2 protein-coding genes and 1 pseudogene are annotated in these 1,762 nt (G+C 31.4%); 2 read left to right on the top strand and 1 reads right to left on the bottom strand.

Features of this window, described 5'->3' with window-relative positions; genetic code table 11:
• Together B8T70_RS23685 and B8T70_RS24170 are read left to right on the top strand one after the other, a co-directional pair.
• Nucleotides 1–165, top strand: a pseudogene (locus B8T70_RS23685) (IS110 family transposase); the annotation flags it as partial.
• A gap of 8 nt (nucleotides 166–173) precedes the next feature.
• Nucleotides 174–311: a hypothetical protein gene (locus B8T70_RS24170; RefSeq protein ID WP_207621564.1), complete on the top strand. Its 138-nt coding sequence runs from the start codon at nucleotides 174–176 to the stop codon at nucleotides 309–311.
• Between the two features lie 66 nt (nucleotides 312–377).
• On the opposite strand, the gene B8T70_RS23455 is transcribed toward B8T70_RS24170, so the two are convergent.
• Nucleotides 378–1,673, bottom strand: coding sequence for a S28 family serine protease (locus B8T70_RS23455; RefSeq protein WP_086896432.1), 1,296 nt, complete (start codon nucleotides 1,671–1,673; stop codon nucleotides 378–380).
• Between the last annotated feature and the right edge of the window lie 89 nt (nucleotides 1,674–1,762).

The following is a 1,762-nucleotide window of genomic DNA, read 5'->3' as shown; positions in this document are numbered from 1 at the left end:
TCTTGGTCTGCTAAAAAATGTAATGCTGCTTGTAAAGAATTATACGATAGATTAGTCGAAAAAGGAAAAGCTAAAAAAATAGCTTTAATCGCTGTAGCAAACAAACTACTTAAACAAGCATTTGCTTTAGCATCAAAAAATGAATATTATTTACAAAATAATTAAAAATAAATTTGCTTTTAAACACAGTTCATTTCGACGAAGGAGAAATCTTAGCAAGTAACTCGACAAAGATTGGCGATTTTGATAACGGAGTTTCTCGTGGAGATTTCTCCTTCGTCGAAATGACAAAATTGGAGACAAACTTTTGATTGAGAATAAAAAAAGAGAAAAGCAGTTTTAATTTTGCTTTTCTCTTTTACTAATGACATTTTATATTATGATTTAGCTAACCACTTTTCTAAAGTCTTCATTATTTTTTCCTGATCTTGTTCTGGGAAATTTTTAATTCTTGTTGCATGGCTTCCTCCCGGATTAACCATTTTTAACGCATCAAGGCTAGGGTTTGGAGTAGGAGCACAAGCTCCCCAAGTATCGTAACCACCATATATATAAAGTATTTCGGAACCTTTATTTTCTACGTATTCTCTAACTTTCTTTATATATTTTGGGTTATAAGTTATCTGAACATCTTTTGGCGCAAATCTATTATTAGAAGTGCTTTTTACAGCAGTCAATAAATCTTTTACTGGCGCAAAATCAAAACCATAATAACCCAATTCGCTCATGTGTTGGTAATACGATGGTAATAAATCGTAGAAAGTGTTGTCGCAGTAAAAACTAATTCCAACGATTTTATTCATGTAATCAAATTGCTCTTTAGGTGTTGCATCTTTACTCGGAATGTCTTCACATTTTCCTCCCCATTGCCAGAAAGAAAAAGGAAATTCCAGCGCAGCATATTCTAAAGCTTCATCCATAGAAACTTCTGTAAAAGTCATTTTCTTTTCCTCTGCATATAGTTTTATTTCGTTTAGAAGTGCAGTTCTATTTTGCAGTAATGCACGCTGAAATTTAACTATTTTATCGCGACATTCTGCTGTGCCTACAGTTGCAAGATGTTGTTGTATTCTTGGGTCTTCTTGTGTATTAATTAATGGCGCTACATAAGGAACTGCAACATCTACATCTTTAGGATATTTTGACTTATATATTAAGGTAGTTTCTCCGCCTTTACTAATTCCTGTCGAGATCCATTTTCCTGTATATAATTGTTTTAGTTTAGTAACAATATTATGATAATCGGCTATAGCTTGATCATTTGTCAGATATTCCCAAGGAATTGGGTTTGGTCTGGATTTTCCGTAAAAACGATATTCTACAATAACCTGATTAGCATTTAATAAAGAACTTAATTCGGTTTTGGTGTATCTTGCTGCATATCCTTCGGTTTCAATTACCATTGGGCTATTAAAACCTACATGCGATAAATAGATGTAATGTTTAAAAGTTCCTTTTTTAGGATTTTTGTGATCTAAAGGTTCATTAAGTACCAATTGATATGATTCTGTAAATCCTTCTAAATCTTTCATCTTGGTAATTTCAACTCCAGGAAACAATTGTAATAATTTATTTTCTAAATCGGTTTTAACGGCGGTTTCAGTTTGAGCAAAACTCAAGCATGAAGTAAAGGAAACAACCAGAAGTAATAAAATGTGTTTTAACTTTTTCATTATTTTTAAATTGATTTTTTTATAAAAATATAGTCTTCAAAACTAATCAATTTATACTATATTAACCTTAAGTTGTCTTATGTTAACTA

The sequence above is a fragment of the Flavobacterium sp. AJR genome, from assembly GCF_002156885.1.
Lineage (GTDB): Bacteria > Bacteroidota > Bacteroidia > Flavobacteriales > Flavobacteriaceae > Flavobacterium.
This window is presented reverse-complemented; position numbering and strand designations above follow the sequence as displayed.